14 protein-coding genes and 1 tRNA gene are annotated in these 18,216 nt (G+C 46.2%); 6 read left to right on the forward strand and 9 right to left on the reverse strand.

Annotated features, from left to right (window positions below):
- Positions 1 to 58: 58 nt before the first annotated feature.
- On the forward strand, positions 59 to 631 hold the full coding sequence (locus QUB25_RS04885) for a DUF4360 domain-containing protein (RefSeq protein WP_333136289.1): 573 nt from the start codon (positions 59 to 61) through the stop codon (positions 629 to 631).
- Between the two features lie 232 nt (positions 632 to 863).
- On the opposite strand, the gene QUB25_RS04890 is transcribed toward QUB25_RS04885, so the two are convergent.
- The 3 genes from QUB25_RS04890 to QUB25_RS04900 form a co-directional block, all read right to left on the reverse strand.
- Entirely contained in the window at positions 864 to 2,111 is a 1,248-nt protein-coding gene (locus QUB25_RS04890; RefSeq protein WP_333182214.1) for a URC4/urg3 family protein, read from the reverse strand.
- A complete protein-coding gene (locus QUB25_RS04895; protein ID WP_333068486.1) occupies positions 2,108 to 3,190 on the reverse strand; it encodes an adenylate/guanylate cyclase domain-containing protein in 1,083 nt (360 codons plus the stop codon). The genes QUB25_RS04890 and QUB25_RS04895 overlap by 4 nt, the downstream gene beginning before the upstream one ends.
- A gap of 89 nt (positions 3,191 to 3,279) precedes the next feature.
- The gene (locus tag QUB25_RS04900) at positions 3,280 to 4,527 is read right to left on the reverse strand and encodes a GTP cyclohydrolase II (protein WP_333182215.1); all 1,248 of its coding nucleotides are present in this window, start codon (positions 4,525 to 4,527) and stop codon (positions 3,280 to 3,282) included.
- Positions 4,528 to 4,939: 412 nt separating this feature from the next.
- Between QUB25_RS04900 and QUB25_RS04905 the strand changes: the two genes are divergently transcribed.
- Entirely contained in the window at positions 4,940 to 6,274 is a 1,335-nt protein-coding gene (locus QUB25_RS04905) for a cytosine deaminase (RefSeq protein ID WP_333182216.1), read from the forward strand.
- A 312-nt stretch (positions 6,275 to 6,586) separates the two neighbouring features.
- Positions 6,587 to 7,261, forward strand: coding sequence for a 7-cyano-7-deazaguanine synthase QueC (queC, locus tag QUB25_RS04910; protein WP_333182217.1), 675 nt, complete (start codon positions 6,587 to 6,589; stop codon positions 7,259 to 7,261).
- A 140-nt stretch (positions 7,262 to 7,401) separates the two neighbouring features.
- Here queC and QUB25_RS04915 read toward each other — a convergent pair whose 3' ends face one another.
- Both QUB25_RS04915 and QUB25_RS04920 read right to left on the reverse strand, forming a co-directional pair.
- A complete protein-coding gene (locus QUB25_RS04915) occupies positions 7,402 to 8,832 on the reverse strand; it encodes a hemolysin family protein (protein WP_333182307.1) in 1,431 nt (476 codons plus the stop codon).
- 116 nt (positions 8,833 to 8,948) lie between these two features.
- On the reverse strand, positions 8,949 to 9,638 hold the full coding sequence (locus QUB25_RS04920) for a hypothetical protein (protein WP_333182218.1): 690 nt from the start codon (positions 9,636 to 9,638) through the stop codon (positions 8,949 to 8,951).
- A gap of 185 nt (positions 9,639 to 9,823) precedes the next feature.
- On the opposite strand from QUB25_RS04920, the gene QUB25_RS04925 reads away from it, so the two are divergent.
- Positions 9,824 to 9,896: transfer RNA gene (locus QUB25_RS04925), tRNA-Ile, on the forward strand.
- A 356-nt stretch (positions 9,897 to 10,252) separates the two neighbouring features.
- Here QUB25_RS04925 and pyrR read toward each other — a convergent pair.
- The 4 genes from pyrR to QUB25_RS04945 form a co-directional block, all read right to left on the reverse strand.
- Positions 10,253 to 10,786 carry a bifunctional pyr operon transcriptional regulator/uracil phosphoribosyltransferase PyrR gene (pyrR, locus tag QUB25_RS04930; RefSeq protein WP_333180499.1) on the reverse strand — a complete coding sequence of 178 codons (534 nt, stop codon included), beginning with the start codon at positions 10,784 to 10,786 and terminating at the stop codon, positions 10,253 to 10,255.
- A gap of 266 nt (positions 10,787 to 11,052) precedes the next feature.
- Positions 11,053 to 12,132, reverse strand: a complete 1,080-nt coding sequence (gene cbiB / locus QUB25_RS04935; protein WP_333182308.1) for an adenosylcobinamide-phosphate synthase CbiB — start codon at positions 12,130 to 12,132, stop codon at positions 11,053 to 11,055.
- 108 nt (positions 12,133 to 12,240) lie between these two features.
- A complete protein-coding gene (locus QUB25_RS04940) occupies positions 12,241 to 12,642 on the reverse strand; it encodes a GFA family protein (protein WP_333041192.1) in 402 nt (133 codons plus the stop codon).
- A gap of 37 nt (positions 12,643 to 12,679) precedes the next feature.
- Positions 12,680 to 13,123, reverse strand: coding sequence for an Rrf2 family transcriptional regulator (locus tag QUB25_RS04945; RefSeq protein WP_333041193.1), 444 nt, complete (start codon positions 13,121 to 13,123; stop codon positions 12,680 to 12,682).
- A gap of 265 nt (positions 13,124 to 13,388) precedes the next feature.
- Here QUB25_RS04945 and QUB25_RS04950 point away from each other — a divergent pair, with 265 nt between their 5' ends.
- The gene (locus tag QUB25_RS04950) at positions 13,389 to 13,778 is read left to right on the forward strand and encodes an AbrB family transcriptional regulator (RefSeq protein WP_333060228.1); all 390 of its coding nucleotides are present in this window, start codon (positions 13,389 to 13,391) and stop codon (positions 13,776 to 13,778) included.
- 656 nt (positions 13,779 to 14,434) lie between these two features.
- Positions 14,435 to 18,100, forward strand: a complete 3,666-nt coding sequence (locus QUB25_RS04955; protein ID WP_333182219.1) for a PAS domain S-box protein — start codon at positions 14,435 to 14,437, stop codon at positions 18,098 to 18,100.
- Positions 18,101 to 18,216 lie beyond the last annotated feature (116 nt).

The raw sequence follows: 18,216 nt of genomic DNA on the forward strand, positions 1-18,216 counted from the left end.
AGTTCCATTTTTTTAGGGTGCTCCTAACACACAACTGAACTTATTAAGGAGAACATCCATGAAGTTTGTAAAACTATTGCTAGCTACGGCATTAATGACTGCTTCTATCAGCCCCGCCTTGGCTAATCCGCTGGTTCAAATTTTAGGTGCAAGCTACGGTGGTAGCGGTTGCCCCGATCGCTCCGCCAGCGTCAGCGTCAGCCCCGACGGTCAAGAACTGACCATCCTATTTGATAAGTTTGCAGCCCTGGGAAATGTCTCAACAGAAAGCCGGAAAAGCTGCAATCTGAGCATTCCCATCAAAGTACCCCAAGGCTACCAAATTTCTATTTACGATGCTGATTATCGCGGCTACGTGGCTCCCAAAACCACAGGCAACCTGCGAGCAGAATACTTTTTCGCTGGAGCCCGCGGCCCTGTTTTTAATCGGAATCTCAGCGGCGAAACTAACTACAATGTTCGAGATAGCTTAGCCACTGTAGCTAATGTTTGGTCTCGCTGCGGCGACAGTGTAAATATGAGAGTAAATGCTGCAATGACAGCCCGCGGTGCCGGCATGGCCACCGTTGACTCCTTCGATTTGGCTCATCGCGGTTTAGTTTATCACGTCAAATATCGCACTTGCCGCTAAGCAGCTTGTTGGGAGTGTAGTGTGAGGTATAGTTTTCAGGTTTGAATTTTGAATTTTGAGTTTTAAGTTGGAAGAGGGAATAATTTTCCCTCTTCCTTCTTGCTTCTTCCCTCTTCCTTCTTCCCTCTTCCCTTTTCCTTCTTCCTGACATCCGTTACATCCGTTATAGAATTCGTTGCCGAACTTCCCTCTTCCTTCTTCCCTCTTCCCTCTTCCTTCTTCCTTCTTCCTTCTAAAACACAGTGCCGTCACTTTTAATCTGAATTGGCGGCCCTCCACCAGCCCTCAATTCGCCCGCAATTTTCCGCCCCGCCGCCCAAGTTCCTCCCTGCAAAATCTTCACCAGCGGCAAGTCTGTCGCACTCAAATGCAGCTTTTCTCGAATAGCTGCGGCAATTTTATCTAAAAGATTCACAGTCAGCGATCGCCATTCTACTATAACTTCCGAACCCGGCAAGTAACTCTGCTCAAAAATAGCCGAATCTTTTGCCCGCAGCAGCCCGATATCCAAACATAAACCGCCGTTGCGGTACTCCGGCAATCCCGTTAACTCCTCCAATCCGGCGACTTCTAAACCAAGTTCTTCCAGCGGTTCCAACAGCGAATAAGTCAACCACTGCGACAGTTTGTGAAACGGCACGAATTCATCTCCCAGATTTTCTCCTGTTAAAGCCGGATGCCGCCAAACATCGCCTAAATTAACGCCACCAATTGCATATCTTCCCGGCCAAATTTCCCCAAAACCTGTCAAAACAGCGCTCAATACTTCAGCAGCCTCCACAGTTTTGGCTCCAGAAACCCGATCGTCGAGCAAGTATTTTGCCAAATTGCCGGGACGCGGGTTGGCGCTACCAAATAATAATGGATGTTGGCAAATCGCCTTCCCCAAACGCTGCAATAATTCTAATCGGCCTGTTAAACCAACTAGCGGATTGTCTCGACTTACCTGAAATCCCGCAGCTAAGGTTTCGAGTTTTAATTGAGAAAGTCCGCGAGAATCGGCTTGCAAAGGAAAATCGGGATTGCTAGAAAAAACACCTTGACAAAACATCCGCAAGCTGGCTATTGCTAACCCTTCAGAACGGCGGTAAACCTGTCCGGTTTCAGGTTCGCAATACTGCCAATCGCCACCAGCACCGGCATCGATCAAAACGCTGACAATTGCTAAATCAAATTTGATCTTAGCTTTTTCAACCGGTGCAAATTCTGCTAAAGCTGCATCCAATTCGGCGAGTCGCGGCAGGTTGCCAGCTTCAAAATGTCGCCAGCGACTGTGAAAGGGAATGTTAAAATCGGGATAGTGTTGCCCCGTTGTGGCAATTACATAATTTGCTGCGTTGTCGAGTTGGGATAAATCGACGCGGAAGTAGCGGAGTTTGTCTAGGCGGGCTAAATCAAAAAGCCGATCGCACTTTTGGCGAATAGCAGCCGGCGTTCTCAGATATTCTACAGTCTCAAGTTCAATATTGTGCAACTTCATACAACCAAACAGCGGTAAACATCGTTTTCTTGAAAAAAGTCAAACTGACTGTAATCTAAAAGATTATCTAAAATCGCATTTTTATCGATTTTGATCAGCTTATATTCCCACTTCGACCCGCTGACTTCGCGTTTTATGTGATCGGAAACTATCACCGAATTTTTTTCTTTCCCCGGAGATACTATTTTACTTAAATCTTCCAGCCTGTCGGCTATGTGAATATCTTTTCCGTAAGTACAAGACCTAAATATATATAGATTTCCCTTAGCAACTCCCACCGACAAGCCACAAGGTATTTGATTGGCGTTAATAAAAAGTTTCCAATTCTCACACAGACTTTCCATTGCCGCTAAGGCTGAGTGAGCTTCCGGGAAAGTCAACAAATGCGAATCGCCAACAATACTCCGAATTGTGCCGCCGTATTCTTCGCAAATAGTTTTTTCAAAAGTATCAAAGTTGGTGAGCAAATATTCAACATCTTTGATGGAATTAGATTCTTGATAAGCAATAAAACCTCTCAAATCTGCTTTAATTATTGCTTGATTTTTGATGATTCGCGTTTTATAACTTTGGTCAACTTTGTATACTTTTTCAGGTTCGCTCATCCCTTTCAAAGAAAACTCGTTGACAAAAGACGTTTGCACTTCTGCTTTGTTGAGCGCCAACCATGCTGCTTGGGACAAATATATTTCATCCGGCGGAGTTACTGATTCTATGCGCGCTGTTAAATTCACAGTATCGCCAAAGATATCTTTATCTTGATGCAAGACATCTCCTAATGTAATCGACACGCGAATAGCCAATCGTTCGTCGTTCGCCTTGCTAGATTGTTGCGCTCTCAATTCTTGCTGCATCTCTATGGCTGCTACTGCCGCTGCTGTGACGCTGGGGAAAATTATCCAAAATGAATCACCTTCCCCTTTAATTACGCTGCCTTCATTTCTGGCGCTAATATCTGAAACAAAATTTTTATGCTCGTTTAACAAACTACTCAAGTCCGACTGAGATAATTTTTTGACTCTGGCGGTATATCCGCAAATATCTGTTTTTACGATCACACTAGAACGCAAATTAGCCATAACTTACCCTGACTGATCAAAAACCAGCAATAAATTTTATTTAGCAAAGACGCGATTGTTCGCATCTCATCGGTCGCGTCTTTGCCATCTTAATCTCCTAAATCGCGTCCGATCGCTTCTGCAAGAATTGTAGCATCTGGCACGGGGTCTGGCGTGTAGTAGCCGGCGGCTTTTTTGGCGACAATTTCGACTTGTGCGTCTGCAGGAATCCAATCTTCTGGAATGGGAATGCGATCGATTACCTGAATGCCAGAATTGATAATCGCATTGTATTTCATATCGCTCATAGAAACTAAACTGTCAATTCGAGAGATCCCCAACCAGTGCAGCACGTCTGGCATTAGTTCTTGAAACCGCATATCTTGAACTCCCGCAACACATTCAGTGCGCGTAAAATAGGCCTCAGCGCGATCGCCGCCTTCCTGCCGTTTTCTGGCATTGTACACCAAAAACTTAGTCACTTCCCCCAAAGCTCTCCCTTCCTTGCGGAAGTAAACTATTACCCCAGAACCGCCTGATTGTGCCGTTTGGATGCAAATTTCCATCCCGTGTACCAAATAAGGGCGACAAGTGCAGATATCGGAACTGAAGACATCTGAACCGTTGCATTCATCATGTACACGTACCGCCAACTGCTTATCCGGGTCAGAAATATTCGCGACATCGCCAATAATATAAACCGTAGTTCCGCCAATTGGCGGCAAGAAAACGTGCAAGTCCGGCCGCGTCACTAAGTCCGAGAACATTCCGCCTGTTTCCTCGAACAGGACACGGCGAAGAACGCTTTCTTGGGCGCCGATCCGCCTAGCAATTCCCGGCAAATACCACACCGGGTCGATCGCAATTTTAGTTACTGCTAAATTGCCACCTGCTTTGACTATTTTGCCATCAATTTGCACTCGCCCCTTAGCGATGGCATCTTGCAATTCCGGCATATTAATGTGAGCTTTAGTGACAGCAATTGTCGGTCGAATATCGTATCCTTGCTGGAGAAATGAAGTATAAACTTCGCTGACCAAACCCCCAAAGGGATCGAGAGAAACAATCAAATTGCGATCGCCCCAACTCGGGTGCGGCCCGATGTGTGCGGCCGGAGAGGTGTTGGTAAAATCCGGGCGGTGATCTGCTTGCAATGCCCCGGAAGCCACTGCTAGCGCGCGATAAACAGAGTAGGAACCCGAATGAGTGCCGATCGCATTCCGGTGAGACGATTTGGTGAGGCTACCAATCACAGGCCCCCGTTTCAGCGGATCGATTTCTCCCCAGTAAATGGGATGAGGTTTTGTGCCGGATCTGTCGGGATGGGATGTTAAAACTATATGCTTGGGTTTTGACACAGTTGTTTTTGGCTCTTGCTATGGATGGTGCTGTTAGTTGAAAGTGAAATTGCAATTTGAAGCAGTGATTTATGATAGCAAAAGGATTCAGGCTCTGGAATTATCCGGCATAGCCAAACTTGTGACGCTGATTTTCGCGCTGTCCTGAAAATATAAAAATTTTGCCTAAGTGCTTCAGTGATTAGGGCGGGAGTACCAACAGCAAAGCTACCTATTTAATCCAAGTTTCTCTAGCATTTATATTTTCTTTCTGCATGATATTTGTTTAACTAACCGCAGAGGGCGCAGAGGGCGTAGAGAATCTAGAAAAGAGAGAAAGAGGAAAAGAGAGATGTTCACAATTCCTGCAAGGGTTGTTATAGTTACAACTGGTAGCCAGTAATTATCAACAAAATACTAACTCACAAAATTAATGTTGCCAAGTACATCTAATTATTTGCTCAAAAATGGTCGCGTACCCGCGTCTCTTCTAGAGATGAAATCGATCGCGCCCTCAGCTTCTACTGTGGCGACAACGGGGAGTGAGAACAATTTTTGTTTGGTGGATTTGGAAATTGCAGCAGGGGCGATCGCCCAAATTATCCCAGCAGGTACAAAATTTGTATCCTCCTCTGGAGATATCCCAGTTATAGATTTGCAGGGCGGCTTAATCTGGCCTTGTTTTGTGGATATGCACACCCATTTAGACAAAGGCCACATTTGGGAACGATCGCCCAATCCCGATGGAACTTTTGCCAGCGCGATCGAAGCGGTAGGCGCTGATGCCCAAAAAAACTGGAATGCAGAGGATGTTTACCGGCGGATGCAGTTCGGCCTCAAGTGCAGCTACGCCCACGGAACCAAGGCTATCCGCACTCATATAGACAGCGCAGGCGAACAGGGAACCGTTAGTTTGGGAGTATTTGAAGCGCTGCAAGCCGAATGGGGCGATCGGCTGATCTTGCAAGCAGTTTCCCTGGTTTCCCTCGACTATTACCTGACACCCGCCGGCGAAAAATTAGCCGATCGCATTGCCCAAATTGGTGGCATTCTCGGCGGCGTCGCCTATATAAATCCCGACTTAGACAAACAACTCGATCGAGTTTTTGCCTTAGCCAAAGAACGAAATTTAAACCTCGACTTCCACACCGACGAAAACGACGATCCAGAATCAACAACACTGCGGGAAGTCGCAAAAACCGCCATCCGCCATGAATTTGGGGGTCAAATAATCTGCGGACACTGCTGTAGTTTAGCCGTACAACCATCAGATTTAGTAACAGAAACTCTGGAATTAGTCAAGGAAGCAAATATTGGCATTGTCAGCTTGCCGATGTGCAACCTTTACCTGCAAGACCGAGAATCTCAGCATACACCGCGCTGGCGGGGAGTGACACTGCTGCACGAACTACAAGCAGCCGGAATTCCCGTTGCAGTTGCTAGCGACAATTGTCGCGATCCGTTTTACGGATTTGGCGACCATGATGTTTTGGAAGTTTTTAATATGGCAGTCCGCATTGCCCATTTAGATAGGCCTTATGGAGAGTGGCCCTGTGCAGTTACAAAGACTCCAGCCGATTTAATGGGATTGCCGAATTTAGGACGAATTGCAGTTGGTTTACCAGCCGATTTGATTTTGTTTAAAGCGCGTAATTTCAGCGAATTATTATCTAGAGCGCAGGCCGATCGCACAGTTTTGCGCCAGGGCATTAAAATTGATACAACTTTGCCCGATTACCGCGAACTCGATGATCTATTAGCAACTTAAATCTGACATCCAGCATCAATCTCAAGAACAGACAAGATGCCTGTTCCACAAAAGATGAATTTTCTTTATACTCGTTACTAGGCTCTGCCTGGTAACGTATATCTGGAGGCTCTGCCTCCACTTTTCCTGACCGTAATGCGAGGCAGAGCCTCTATATCTCGGTTCATAGGCTCTGCCTATGAACCAGTTAATTTTTAGGTAAGCTGTGCAGTGCCTAAGCTAAAGTTAGATGTTCTACACAACTATTATTATTGTCAATTTGCGACTAATTTGATATAAATAGAAAAGCTAATTTTCGTGAGGATGTTTTAAGTGAAAGCAGTTATTTTATTGTCGGGAGGGCTGGATTCCTCAACAGTTTTGTATCAAGCCAAAGCCGACGGCTGCGAGTGTTACGCTATTTCCTTTGACTACAAGCAAAGACATCGGCGGGAGTTGGAATCAGCAAGGGCGATCGCACTTGCTGCAGGCGTTAAGGCACATCAGATAGTAAACTTTGACTTAACACTGTGGGGCGGTTCGGCTTTGACGGATAATCAAATGGAATTGCCGATCGATCGCAATCTTGCAGAAATGTCCCAAAACATCCCAATTACCTACGTTCCTGCTAGAAATACGATCTTTCTCAGCTTTGCCCTCGCCTACGCAGAAACTCTAGAAGCCGATCGCATTTACATCGGTGTCAACGCTTTAGATTATTCTGGATATCCCGACTGCCGCCTCGATTACATCCAAGCCATGCAGGAAGTATTTCGGTTAGGAACAAAGCAGGGCAGAGAAGGAAATGCTATTAATATTATCACACCTTTGATCGAACTTAAAAAGACAGAAATTATTCAATTAGGCAACAAATTAGGAGTACCTTGGGAGCAAACTTGGTCTTGCTACGCAGGCGGGGAAAATGCCTGCGGTGTTTGCGATTCTTGTCGGTTGCGGCTGGCGGCTTTTGAGGAATTGGGATTAAAAGATCCGGTGGCTTATGCTTAAACAGTATTCCGAGTCGGCGGTTGAAATTGCTTCTCCCTAAACTCTCGTTTCTCTCTAAGAGACTAAAGAATAAACGGGCTTGCTAACTCAGATTTGGTATAAAAAGTTGCGCTATTTCGATCGCCCTTTTCCTCAAAATCTTAATGAGACAATTTTGCCACACTACTCAACCCGCTATTCTTTCGCCCTTTCCCCACAATTTCCCCATCGGCTGCTGCAATTTCATCTAAAGCTCGCTCGCCCGCAGCGTCTTCCAACAAGTGAATTTGAAGTTGATCCAACCGCGGCCCGGACACAGAAACAACCGTAAGTTCCACATTTTCGCCGCGCCAAACTTCCCCCACAGCCGGCATTCTTTGCAACTGATAGCTCAAAAAACCTCCGATTGTCTGATATTCGTCCGTTACTGGCAAATCCAAATTCAATATTTGATTCACATCATCTAAATTTAACTGCGCTTGCACTAAATAAGTGCGATCGTCCAATACTTGCAAAGCAATTTCTTTGCTGTCGGGTGACTCGTAGCTGCGGCCGATAATTTCGGCTATCAAATCCCTCAGCGTGACTAACCCGGAAATGCCGCCAAATTCATCGACTACGATCGCAATTTCTTCCGACGAACTCTGCATCAAAGGCAGCAGTTCCCCCAGCAGCATCATCTCCGGCACAAACCTCACCGAATCCATCCAAGGTAAAATTGGCGTGTCGGGAGATAGCAAACCTTCAGCTAAGGGTTTCGCAAGTTGTTTGAAGCCAATAATGCCGATAATGTCGTCTAAAGAATCTCCCGTCACGGGATAGCGGGAATGGTGAGAAATCGCCATTTCGTCGAGCAAAGTTTGAAAGGTTGCCGTCTTGGGAAGTGCGACAATGCTAGGCCTTGGCACCATTACTTCTTCTACCCACACTTCGCCAAATTCAAACACGTTGTTGAGCAATTCTCGCTTTTCTGCTTCCAAGCCGCTGGATTCGCTGGAAGTAGCTATAATTAGTTGCAGTTCTTCGGGAGTAACCGGGCGATGCCTTAGATCGTATTCGATGCCCGCAAACCGCAAGAGCGATCGAGTAGATTGATTGAGAAACGACACAAAGGGATTGAACAAACGGGCAATCAATAAACTCGGAGGCCCTAAAGTTCTGGCTAGCTGTTCGGAATACAGTAACGCTACAGATTTGGGAAAAAGTTCGCCCAGTACGATTTGCAGGTAAGCTAGCAACAAAAAAGTTACTATTGGTATGCTAAAAGAATGGGCGATCGCCGACTTGATGTAAATTGGCAGCGGCAAATAGCCGAGCGACATTCGGACTAGCACGGCGATCGTACTTTCCCCAATCCAGCCGAGAGCTAAACTAGAAAGAGTGATTCCCAACTGCATTGTCGAGAGCAATCGCTCAATACTTTGCTGCAAAGATTGCACAGTTAAAGCTGCAACGTCGCCAGCTTCCACTAACTGATTGATGCGCGATCGGCGTACCGTCACCATCGAAAACTCAGCCGCCACAAAAAAAGCATTAATCGCAATCAGCAACAGCACTGACAGCAACCGCGACAGCACCTCTGTCGAACTCATCGCGGGTAAATCAGATATCTCCTGCACTCTCGCCCCTAAAAGTGACACAATGCTCCCTAAAAAAACTTTCTCGATCAAACCTGAGAATCCGTCTGCAGGTTTGGTCTTCTTTTATTTTACTTCGCCACTGGAATGCCAGATATTTGCAACTGAAGTTTTTGACCTGGATAATCTGTCAGCGTCAGCGAAACTTCCTTAGCATTTTCCAGCAAAGCTGTGGGAATACTCACCGTACCGTAATACACCTGCCCGTTGGGGGGCAGTTCCGACGGCAAATCCTCGGCAGTCGCGCTCAGGGCCCGGCCACGATCGTCAGTGACGTTCAAGAAACTGTAGAGAAACCTCACAGCTTGGGAGCCTTCATTTTTCATGCTCACGTCTAGCAGCATGGAATTGTTGCGCTGACTGGCCGCGCTCACTTCCAGGGTTATTCCCCCGTCGCGACTGTTCAGAGGAAACTTGGCGCTAGCATTTTGTGCAGCGGGTTTTTTGGCTGCGGCTGGTTTAGAGCTTGCCTTCTCTGTTTTAGTATTTGCCCCGGCCGTTTTTTCTGGATCGCGACCTTCTACCCGTGCTTTGACGGTTGTGAGAATGTCTTTTTCTTTCAAAATGCTCACTTGGTCTTTGCTAGCGGTCGTTCCAGGCTTGCCGCTGCCCGCATTGTTGCTGGGACGAACATCGGGTTGAGTCGTTCCTTGCAAGGCTTCGCGACCTATAGTAAATCCCCAAACAGAACTCGTCACGCCTGCTCCAAACATTAGAGCGAGCAGAATTAGAGTCAGCACTACCGTCGAATTCACTGCCATTGCCTATAAGTTTATGCCGAGTCCTAGAAACTGCTTTGTCAGGTCGATCGGCTTGCCTAACATTGGCTAACAGCCGATCGGGACTCAGCAGATCTAAAGATTTTGATTTTTGTTCTCTAGTTCTAGCACGGACTGAGAAATTATGTTATAATTCATTTTGAGTTAAGTCGAAGAAATCGATTTAACGGCAGTTGGCCGAGCGGTTTAGGCAGCGAACTCATAATTCGCCCCAGGCAGGTTCAACTCCTGCACTGCCGATTTTCAATAAATCAAGACGCTCCGCGCAACGGCGAAAAACTAGGTTTCTTCCTAGAGGCTTGCTTACCCAAGCCCCTATTCTGGTAGAAACCTGGTTTTTTACGTTGTCAGCGGGCGGAAACGAAGTATTTTGCTCAGTGATATCATTTCCGGTTACACCGGAATGATGTTGACTGTTGACAGTCAACAGTCAACAGTCAACTCGAATTTACTATTCCGATGCTAACGGATTTGATATGATGGACGCAAAAAGTGGTTTGACGCGCTACTTACAGCGCACCCTACTTAGTTTATTTAGCTGGACTTGGTTTAACAGTCAGTTGTGTCCAATCTAAAATCTAAAATCTAAAATCGTATTACCCCTTAATTAACTCCACTCCGTCGCGCCCGTCGATCTCTTGAACGTAAACCTTAACTTGTTCTTCCTTTGCAGTCGGCAACTTTTTACCCGTAAAATCTGGCTGAATCGGGACTTCTCGGTGGCCGCGATCGACTAATACCGCTAACCAAATTTTCTCCGGCCGCCCGTAATCGTTGACCGCATTCAAAGCCGCTCGACTCGTTCTGCCTTTATATATAACGTCATCTACCAACACCACGGTTTTGCCCGTCAAATCGAAAGGAATTTCTGTTTTAGCCGGTGTCCGCATCGCAACTCGATCCAAGTCATCTCGGTAAAAGGTAATATCCAAAGCGCCCACGGGTACTTTGACTTGTTCGAGAACTTCAATTTGATCGGCCAAAATTTGAGCTAAAGGCACTCCTCTACTATGAATGCCCAACAGCACTAACTCCGAGGGATTCCCTGATTTTTCGACAATCTGGGAAGCGACGCGGGTGAGAGTGCGCCTCACTTCATCAGGGGATAAAATTTCGATAATTTTAGTCATGGGTTGCTGCGAGCTAATTGTTGGCTGTTGGCATATCGAACAATTTGAGATTTGAGATTTGAGATTTGAGATTGACTTGACAGATGAATCTGGGGGTTTGAACTCAAGTCAAAACTTTTTTTGCTGCTGTCGGTGGCGGATCTCTGTCTTCTGCAGGACTTACCCCGAACGGAGGAAAAGCAGATGGTGCGATTGCGTGCAAGCGGGCGAACAATGACAGAAATAAGTTATTTATGCCTCCTGGACTGTTCTAGTGAGGTCATAAGTTAGCGGCTCAAACCTAATAAGGTATAAAAAAGCAATGATAGTCCCAACCAAATCAGAAAGCAATACCGAGTTAATTGCAATGCTTGGCAAATTAGCGGCGCTGTGATAGGGTGAACCGGCTCGCCTAACAGCGGTTTGTGTTTGAGAACTCCGCGATAGGAATTAGTACCTCCTAGTTGCACTCCCAAGATGGCCGCGTAAACGCACTCGCTCCAACCGGAATTGGGACTGGCATCTTTAACAGCATCTCTCTGACAAATCTGCCAAATGTAAATCGGTTTGCCAGATATAACGGCTAAAGTAATCACTGTTAGCCGGCAAGGAATCCACGTCAGCACGTCTTCTAGTTTGGCGCAAAACCATCCTAAATCTGTGTATGGCGCTTCTTTGTAGCCGATCGTAGAATCTAATGTGCTGGCTGCTTTGTAAGCGATCGCCAAGGGGACTATAGCACTCGCCCACATCGAGTTAGGATCGATCGGCGAACCGGTAACACTTAATAATAGATGGGGCAGAGCGAACCCAAGTAAGGCATAAAATAGCGGTGCTGTCACACCATCGACTGCATTCTCTGTTACAGTTTCTAACAATGCTCGCAGAATTTCTGGCTCGGATAAGTTTTCGGTATCCCGGCCGACGTAAAGGCTCAACCTTTCTCGCGCCTTGACTAAATCTCCAACATTTAAAGGTGCTAGCACATCCTCTGCAGCCGCCCTCAAACTGCGACCTGCAAAACAGCTTGCCAGCAAAATGGTCTGTATGGCAATACCTAAAAGAGGATGCACCCAACTAGCAGCTTGGACGATCGACCAACTGACAGTATAACTGCCTAGAATCAGCCCGATCGCTAGTATTGTACCAGCACATCGTAGCAGCAGTTTGTGCCGATCGCCAGCAGGACGATCCTCTGCTTCAGGCATTTTGCCTGCGGGATTATTCCATATATTAAAGACAAGTCGAGTATAGCGGTCGATCGCCCAACCCATCGCCTGCACGGGATGCGGCCAACCCCAAGGATCGCCGATCGAATAATCCAACACCGCAGCTAAAATCAAAACAGGAAATTCATCCGGCATCATTATATATTTTGTCAAACTTGATAGTCCGTCCGACCAGGAGCGATCGTCCGGGTAGCGCAGGTTTTAACTGCTGCTACCTTTGGGGACTTTAATTTTTTAGCAGCAATTTTAACTGCTGAGATTACTTTCATCGCGAAGCAAGTGTACGTTCTCCTCCCAATTAACACCGTCAAAGGGTAGAATCTCAAAGTGTTTGATGGCATCGTCGTCAAGACAGCGGACGTTGACATCGAATTGATCGGGATGCGATCGGGGGCGATAGAACGAGTGAATGCCGCAAATTCCGCAGAAAGTATGTTGAGCAGTTCCTGTATTAAATGTATAGGTGGTCAAAACATCTTGGCCACTGAGCAAGGTAAAACGTTCCGGCGGCACAATGAGGTGCAAAAATCCCTTCTTTTTGCAGATAGAGCAGTTGCAATCTGATGCTTCGTGTTTGTCAACGGCGACACGGAAGCGGACAGCTCCGCAGTGACAGCCGCCAAAGTAAGTAACAAGTGTTGCGTCCATGTGTGATTGCTGGCGATCGAATGAATGAACTTACCATTTAAATGATAAAGCTAGTTTCTTCCCCAAGAGCCGCTTGCCAACTGCGGACATCATAGTATAAGTCTTCGAGGGAAATACTGTACAGCGCTTCGGCAAGTTTTTTGTGCAATCGGTTCCACAAACTGAATGTTACCCAGTCCTCTGCTTGCGTCGCGTCGGGGAAATGTCGAGGTAAAGGTTCAATAGTTTCACCTACAGCCTCTAAGATTTGTCCTAAAGAGATTTGAGCGGGCATGCGGGCTAATTGATATCCTCCTTGGGAACCCCGAACAGATTGGACTAAACCGGCTCGTCGCATTTCAATCAGCAATTTTTCTAGATACGGAGCAGGTAACTCCTGTCGCTTCGCTATCGATTTCACCGATGTCGGGCCATAGCGAGGTTGCAAACTTAGATCCAGTAATGCTTTGACACTGTAGTGTCCGCGTGTGGTTAACTTCATGGGATTTTAAGAGCGGGGCAAATATTTAGCTAGCTGATAGCTGATAGCTTATGCTACCGAGTTTAGAGATTGCTCGCACCGGCGGCAGCTACTCCTCAAGAAAGACTGCAGGTTATTAAAAATATTTAGATAATAGTGGTTAACAATTGAGCCGATCGGTGTAATATGGTTTTACGACCAGCTATAAAGCTAAAGTTTCTTGGTCAAACCAAAAACCAACCGAGAAAAAATCCGTACACCAGTTGAATATTTCAGGACTCAGTAAATGGCTAAAAAGAAAAATATCGAACCCCTGGAAGGCGAAGATCTGATCAAAAAGGTCAAAGACCTAGAGAACCTTACCAAGGAAGAAAAAGCTAGAGCCTGTGGCTACTACACCGTTACCAAGAACGGCGTAGAACGGGTCAACATGATGAAATTCCTGAATGCGCTGATTGATGCAGAAGGCATTCAGCTAGACGGGAAGCAAAACGGCAATGGACGCGGCGGACGCTCTGCCAGCTATCGGATTAGCGTTCAATCTAACGGCAACTTACTGATTGGAGCTGCCTACACCAAACAGATGGAACTCCAGCCAGGAGATGAATTTGAAATCTCTCTGGGACGCAAGCACATTCACCTGCGCCAAATTGATCGAGAAGAAGAAGTAGCCTAGGCCTTTACGACTTGCTTTGACTTCTTGCTTGAACAGGTTGGTTTGACTTCAAGCGTTGACTGCAAGCAGAGAATTGGCTCTGAAATCTTTCTGTGAGCCTCAAACAGTATGGCTTCTATAGATGGCAATGGCTGGACAAAAGCCACTGCCACTACTTTATATTTTCCGAGAATACCTATTCTCGCCCCTCGCTATATCCGTGTGGACAAGCGGGGGATTTTCCGCGTAGCTGTTAAACAGAAGTTCGGCAGCCGATTGTGTACGGGATTTAACGGATGTAATGGATGTAATGGATGGATGTTCTGCAACCAATTGTGTACGGGATTTAACGGATGTAATTGATGAACCGAAGAGGTTTGAAGGAAGAATTAGGTTTGATTGAGCTAGGAAACCCACCAAAACAAGAAAATTGCAGAGGTATTCTCAGCAAACAGTGCGTCATACCAGTTGAAAAAAAGAAAGAATGCAACTGTAGCGCAGCTCGAAAGCACGAGCTTGATCATTCATTCCCAATTATTTAACCTAAAATCTAAAATCTAAAATTTTATGTGTCTGTGTGGGAGGTGTTTTGAGGGCAAGGAAACACCTCGATCGCCCCTAAGTGAAATTACAGGCTGGAACAGTTAAAGTGTTAGGGAGCAATTAGTCATCAGCCTATGCCGTTGCCCCGATTCGCGAGTAAAACTTCTCAACACCAACCAAAAATCTCCCTGCGTCGCCTTCTAGTGGCCTCTTTTGTGCTGCAAATCGTCGCAGGAGTGGGGATTGTCGGGTATCTGTCCTTTCGCAACGGAGACAAAGCAGTCGAAGATCTCGCCGAGAAATTGATCGCGGAGACGGGAAAGAGAGTTGAAGAAAAGCTGATTTCTTTTCTCGAACATACCCAGTGGGTAAATCAACTTAACGCTGAAGCGATCGAGTGCGGTGAATTAAACTTACAGTTAGAAAAGCCACAGCCTCGGGGAGAGAAGTTCCTCTGGCAGCAAATGCGATCTTTTAAAAGCATTCAATGGATATCCTTCGGCGCTGAAAAATCAGGAGAATATCTCGGCATTTGGCGCAACCCCACGCATAACAGCTTGCAAATTGTCGCGGCGAACAAGTCTAGCAACTTTCACAGCATTTACTACGCTACAGACGGCAACGGCACTCGCACCGCTAAATTAAAGGCAGAACCCAGAACCTACGATGCCCGTCTCCGCCCCTGGTACAAGGAAGCTGTCGCAGCTAATAAACCGATTTGGACGAGCATTTATCCGGGTTTTACTCCTGGGACTGTTTTTATTGCTGCCAGCCAACCGATTCGCGATCGAAATGGTAAATTGCTGGGAGTTAGTGCAGTAGACTTTTCGCTCTCGGAGCTTCAGCAATATCTCCATCGCATCAAGCTTAGCAAAACGGGGCAAATTTTCGCGATCGAACGATCGGGCTTGCTGGTTGCCAGTTCGAGTCAAGAATCACCCTTTAGAAAGATGTCTGGAAAGCCGCAACTGCAGCGGGTGAATGTTTTAGACAGCCAAAATCCTGTCATTCGCACTGCAGCTAAATATTTGTACGAAAACTTCGGGGGCTTTGGCGACATTCAGCAGCGGCAGCAACTGCAATTTAGCCGAGACGGGGAGGAATATTTTGTGGAAGTGCTGCCCTTTTCTGATGTTTACGGTTTGAACTGGCTGATTGCGATCGCAGTTCCCGAATCAGATTTCATGGGGCAAATCAACAAAAATACGCGCACTACAATTTTACTTTGTTGGGCGGCGCTGCTGCTATCGACAATTGCTGGAGTGCTGACAGCTAGGTGGGTAACGCTGCCGCTGCTGCGGCTCAACGAAGCAGCTAAAGATATTGCCGTCAGAGAGTTTGATCGCCCTGTTGCTGTCAGTAGGCTTGAGGAAGTCGGCGAATTAGCGCACTCTTTCAACGAGATGGCAGCTCAACTGAAACAGTCTTTTCAAGCTTTGGCAGAAAGTGAAGAAAAATTTGCCAAGCTGGTAGAAAATTTGCCTGTTGGAGTCTCGGCGATGACTCCGGGTGGTGCATTTATTTTCATCAATTCGGCGGGAGAGCAGATATTGGGCAGGGAAGAAATGCCCGATGCCACCGCAGCAGAGCTAGCAGAAGCTTATCAAATTTATATAGCAGGCACTAATCAACTATACCCGGTCGAGCAAATGCCGTTTGTGCGGGCGTTGAGTGGCTTGGAGGTGATTGCTGAAGATGTGGATATTCGCCGAGACGGGAAAAATATTCGTTTGGAAGTGCGAGCGCTGCCGGTGTTTGACGGTGCGGGGAATATCCTTTATGTTCTTACTGTTTTTAAAGATATTACGGCTCGCAAACAGGCAGAGCAAATATTGGCTGACTACAACCGTACCCTCGAAATTGAAGTAGTCGATCGCACGATCGAGCTAGCCTCGATCAATGCCCGTTTGCAGCTCGAAATTGAGGAGCGCAAGCAAGCTGACAAAATTATCCGTCAAGAGCGCGACTTTAACTTAAAGATTATCGAAAATTCTCCGATTTTTTTTGTGGCGATCGACTCTGAGGGTAAAATCCTGCTGGCGAATAACTGTATGCTGGAAGCGGTGGGCTATACTGCCACAGAAGTTGCAGGCAAAGATTACTTAGCTACATTTGTACCCCCAAGCGATCGAGCCGGATTACATTCGATTTTTACGGGCGTAACAGCGCGGGAGCAAACGGTTAACGAACATCGCATTCTCACTTCGGACGATCGGACTTTGTTAGTCGAGTGGCACGGCACACCGGTGCTCGACGAAGGTGGCAGTCTGGATTTTTTGTTTGGATTTGGGATTGATATTGGCGAGCGCAAACAAGCACAATTAGCCTTGCAAAAAAGCGAAGCTCTGTTTCACAAATTAGCGAACACTGTTCCCGGAGAACTTTACATATTCGTGCAGCATCCCGACGGCTCAGTCAAGATGGAATATATCAGTCCTCTGTGCCGAGAAATTCAAGAATTAGAGCCGGAGGAAATCCAGAACAACTCTGCTTTATTCTACGAACAAATACACCCGGACGATCGATCCAGTCACTTCCAGGCAATTGTCAAAAGTGCCACTGATCTCGAACCATTTTCCCACGAGTGGCGGATTGTGACAGCCTCGGGAAAACTCAAATGGCTGCAAGGTTATTCTCGACCAGAATTGCGCGAAAATGGAGATATTGTCTGGCACGGCATAATCATTGATACGAGCGATCGCAAACAAGCAGAACAAGAACTCCAACAAGCCAAAGAAGCCGCCGAAGCTGCCAACAAAACTAAAAGCCTCTTTCTAGCCAACATGAGCCACGAATTGCGAACTCCCCTCAACGCCATTCTCGGCTTCGCTCAATTAATGGAACCCAGCGCTAATTTAACTTTGTCGGAGAAAGAAAATATCAAAATTATTCGTCGCAGCGGAGAACACCTGCTTCAACTGATCAATCAAGTCTTAGACTTATCTAAAATAGAAGGCGGGCGGATGGCACTCAACGCCAAAATTTTTGACTTGTACCGCTTGCTGGAAGACGTGCAAAATATGTTTTTAATTACGGCAAAAAATAAAGGATTGCAAGTAATTATTGACTGCTCTTCCGATGTTCCCCAATACGTGCAAACTGATGAGTTTAAGTTGCGACAAGTGTTAATTAATCTATTAGATAATGCGGTTAAATTTACCCATTATGGTTCAGTTTTAATCACCGTATGCTCCAAGCAAGAAGGAATAATTAAGCCTACCGAAAAAGAATTTGTAAATAGTGGAGAACCTCAACAAACTCTTTTTATTAGTTTTGAAATAGCCGATACAGGAGTTGGTATTTTCCCGGAAAAATTAGAAAGCATATTTGAATTATTGGTGCAAACTTCATCAGAAAAGAAAGTTCAAACAGGTACGGGTTTAGGATTAAACATCAGCCGCGAGTTCATAAGATTAATGGGGGGCGACATTACTGTCGAGAGCGAAGTGGGACACGGCACAGTCTTCAAGTTTGACATTCAAGTTGTTACCGCAGCGGGGGCGGGTGAAGTCATCAATAAATATGTTGAAGTCAATGATTTATCGCAAAGTTCAAGAATGGTACAAGAAAAAATATCTGATAGTGCTGCAATATTTACGCTGGACTCCAAGCCGAAAGTTCCCCCAGAATGGACGAGCAATCTAAAACAGGCAGTCCGTGAGGCTGACTTCGACTTGATTGCCACAAGTATTGAGGAAATCGGCAGCGATAATGAGGTTTTGGCGGAAGTTCTGATGAATCATCTATATAATTTTGATTATCAAAAAATACTAGATTTGATCGCGGAAATTGATCTGTAGGGGACGCAATGTGCATCTTCTCCTATAAATTTGCTGAGTTTTCGGGTGCGACTAAGCTCACGTTATATCGATTTCGGTTGCACTCCTTATCATTGTTGACTGTTGACTGTTGACTG

The sequence above is a fragment of the Microcoleus sp. B3-D7 genome, from assembly GCF_036705305.1.
In the GTDB taxonomy this organism is placed as follows: Bacteria; Cyanobacteriota; Cyanobacteriia; order Cyanobacteriales; family Microcoleaceae; genus Microcoleus.